This window comes from Xenorhabdus stockiae, from assembly GCF_002632825.1.
In the GTDB taxonomy this organism is placed as follows: Bacteria; Pseudomonadota; Gammaproteobacteria; order Enterobacterales; family Enterobacteriaceae; genus Xenorhabdus; species Xenorhabdus stockiae.
The window spans coordinates 1-3,055 of sequence record NZ_NJAJ01000086.1 but is presented as its reverse complement, the minus strand read 5'-3'; the positions used below and the strand labels follow the sequence as shown (position 1 = coordinate 3,055).

Genomic DNA, 3,055 nt, shown 5'->3' with positions numbered 1-3,055 from the left:
GGCGGTCCTCAAGGCACGAGAGGGGTAGCGATCTCACCTCCCCCTCCCCTGATGTGACCATGACAGCGGTAATAGTTTCAATTTGGAATTAAATCATCCGACCATTGTTCCATTTGAGATAATGCCATCCGATATATTCACACGTGAGGATTAGTTACCTGTCTTCGAGTGACTCTCTCAGTCGTTCGGTTGCTGTCTTACGGCTATGGCAGGCTTCACATAACAATTGCAAATTTGATAACGCATCCGTGCCGCCATGTGCCTTGGGTGTAATATGGTCTACTGTGGTGCCTGTCGTCGCTCGTCCCTGTCGTAAGCAGGACTGACACAGGTGCTTATCCCGTTGTTTGATAGTGGCTCTGAGTTTGTCCCATTGGCTGCCATAACCGCGAGCATGTCGGCTCTTGCCTTGTTGGTGAGCCTGCCAGCCTGTGTGCAGATGTTCAGGACAGTAGCCACTGCGATCTGTTGTCGTCTTGGGGCAACCCTGCTTGCGACAGGCTCTTGGTATGCGGGGTGGCATAATTTCACCTCATTTAGCATATTCAACTGGTCTGATTTATATAACCCCGTAATTTTTTAGCCGGGAATCAGTCAAAACAGAGATAAAACTCTGCACAATCCACTCAATGAATAGCCTGTTCAGAATTTGCCGTCTCTCCGGCTGTCACATCACTTCGTCTGCCTACAGCGGATGTTGCTGATAATGACCTGTTATTCTCAGGGGCATGGGTTATTTTTGATTCTGTCTGTACACTCGATGAAAAGGAGACATGTCATGGCTAATACCGACAGACAGCGATAACCCGGCGCAAAGGGATATCGGTATCGATACACCTGAAGAGGTGCGCACAAAACAGAAGAGTTAAAACAAGGGGTTAAGTCGCTTTGCCCAGCCCCTTGCGCTCAAGCAACATATTGAAAGGCAATGAGTTTATGGCTTTTGTCCAGCACATACATTAACCATAGAGATATCTCTACAGTCGCAAATAAAAATGCCGCCAGTTCGTATGCGTAGGGTACGCGGTGAGAACGAAGTGGCAGCATGAGTTATCCGTATTCCTTTAACCACTCAGGGAATGGGTAAAGAAATATTGGGTTTAGTTTCAGGTGTTAATCAATTGTTAAGCATTATTCGCTTGTTGTTACTGCGTAGTAGGCTTATTACATTTGCCAGTTTTTGTGATGATAACGTGATAAATGATGCGGAGAATAACTATGAAAAAGTATCTTCTTCTTTGCTTAGTAGCTAGCACAACGCTTTTAGCTTCAATGCAGACTTATGCTCTAGCTTGTTCTGCGTTATATCCTGTAGGTAGTGATGATTGGAAGGAATGCGCGGCATTATGCCTATTAGTTCCTGATGAACTACTATGTTTATAATTCTACAATCAGTAGGACGGTACTCCGCCGTCCTCTCATCCACACTGCTCCCTAACATACTCCTGCAATCCCAGAATTATTTGCTCTGGGGTGATAAATAGCCCTACTTAACCACTTCTACTGTAGACCCACTTTCATTGGTGACATAAAGCTGATCACCTTTATAGAGGAACTGATACCCACCTCCGCCCAGCTCTGGAATTTCCGGGAATGTGGGGCTGGGGATATTTGAGCAGACAATAGCAATGCAATCATCAGCGTTTACCCCTTCACGGGTTACACTGAGTGAATGCTCTTCTTCCACAACTTGTGTCATTTCTTCATCTGAATAGGACGGCGGGATAAATTCAATAACATCGGGCGTTTCAATACCGAGTTCTTTTGTTAACTCAAACGCCTGCTTCCATTGAGGTGAACCAATACGAGCAATGGTAATCTCTTTGGTTTCATACAGTGATGTAGCGTTTTCTATAATCTGTTTAACGGTAAACATGATTTCTTCTCCTGTTTCTCATAATAAAAAAACCTGATTACTCAGAGGTTCGTTGACATTCAGCCTTAACATAATCCTGCAAATATCTCAGTTTTGCCCGGTCGTTGATGATGCCTTCTCGGATATCGAGAACATCTGATCCAGTTTCTCTAGGGAGTTCGACGGTGGTTGCATTGACCACGCTGCCGGAGGAAGTGGCCTCACGCACAGGACAGGTGGCCTTGATGCGCAGCTTGCGACGACCAGCGGCAACATCAGCCCGAAGAGTGTCAATTTCAGTCTTGGCATTGGCGAGTTCCTGAGTATGTTTGCTGTCTAACTCATGCAGCATGTCAATGTGCGTGTTCTGATAGTTAATTCGGTCGGTCAATTGCTGGATTTCAGCGAGCTGGTCGCTATTGATACCGAGCTGTTTCTTATATCCAGAGCGATAGAGGTAAGCAACACCGGAAGCAATAATCAAAGCAACAATAACGCCATAGGTAACATTGAGTCTCATGACAAAAACATCTGGCGTTCAGATACCCTGCGCTTAGTCAGACCGTTCATCACCTTACCCGCTGCCTTATTCCATCTCAGGAACTCATCGGCTGCACCTTGATAGTCACTGGCATTGAGTTTCTTCAGTAAGGTAGAACGAGCAAAGTTACCTGCACCACAATTGAAGATGAACGAGCACAGGGCATCAAACTGCCCCTGATTCAGTGATACCTTCACGGCGGATTCAAGGGTGATGTAGATAGGCTGAAGGTCATCATGCAGGAAGGCTTCGGCCTGCTGTTCGGTGATAACTTGCCCCGGCTTAACATCTTTCGTATGACCGTAGCCAATCGTCCACGGAATACCGCCAGTAGCCGGATCGGGATAAGCTTTCAGTTTCAGGCCTTCAAACTGCTTGATAAATCTCAATCCGTTCTCGCTGATTTTCATCTGTGCACCCCGAACTTGTTTTTGAAAAAGGTGAAGACCGCATCAAGAATTGACCCAATCTTCTTAGTGCCCAAAAAGCCAATGAGGACACCGAAGAATTGCGCCAGACTCAGCGGTAACTGGGCATATTCCAGTGCGTTAATAATCCCCACACTGATTGCCGCACAGATAAAGGCTTCGACTAATGAGGCTTTCCAGCCTGAGCCATCCCTTTTCTCCCGGGCGAATGCTGTCGATGCCGCCAAAAAC

General features: G+C 46.4%; 5 protein-coding genes. All 5 read right to left on the bottom strand.

All coding sequences use genetic code 11. The annotated features are described in order from the left end of the window. Positions 1 to 154 precede the first annotated feature (154 nt). Positions 155 to 523: an HNH endonuclease gene (locus tag Xsto_RS20095; RefSeq protein WP_099126227.1), complete on the bottom strand. Its 369-nt coding sequence runs from the start codon at positions 521 to 523 to the stop codon at positions 155 to 157. A gap of 963 nt (positions 524 to 1,486) precedes the next feature. Further along, a complete protein-coding gene (locus Xsto_RS20090; RefSeq protein ID WP_099108287.1) occupies positions 1,487 to 1,876 on the bottom strand; it encodes a hypothetical protein in 390 nt (129 codons plus the stop codon). 37 nt (positions 1,877 to 1,913) lie between these two features. Beyond that, the gene (locus tag Xsto_RS20085; RefSeq protein ID WP_099126226.1) at positions 1,914 to 2,375 is read right to left on the bottom strand and encodes a lysis protein; all 462 of its coding nucleotides are present in this window, start codon (positions 2,373 to 2,375) and stop codon (positions 1,914 to 1,916) included. After that, positions 2,372 to 2,806: a lysozyme gene (locus Xsto_RS20080; RefSeq protein ID WP_099126225.1), complete on the bottom strand. Its 435-nt coding sequence runs from the start codon at positions 2,804 to 2,806 to the stop codon at positions 2,372 to 2,374. The genes Xsto_RS20085 and Xsto_RS20080 overlap by 4 nt, the downstream gene beginning before the upstream one ends. Beyond that, positions 2,803 to 3,055, bottom strand: a 253-nt coding sequence (locus Xsto_RS20075) for a phage holin, lambda family (RefSeq protein ID WP_099126224.1), incomplete at its 5' end; no start/stop codon positions are given. The genes Xsto_RS20075 and Xsto_RS20080, both read right to left, overlap by 4 nt.

Coding starts and splice junctions, on each gene's coding strand:
- Xsto_RS20085 (WP_099126226.1), bottom strand. CDS start 2,375: ATGAGACTCAATGTTACCTATGGCGTTATTGTTGCTTTGATTATTGCT.
- Xsto_RS20090 (WP_099108287.1), bottom strand. CDS start 1,876: ATGTTTACCGTTAAACAGATTATAGAAAACGCTACATCACTGTATGAA.
- Xsto_RS20080 (WP_099126225.1), bottom strand. CDS start 2,806: ATGAAAATCAGCGAGAACGGATTGAGATTTATCAAGCAGTTTGAAGGC.
- Xsto_RS20095 (WP_099126227.1), bottom strand. CDS start 523: ATGCCACCCCGCATACCAAGAGCCTGTCGCAAGCAGGGTTGCCCCAAG.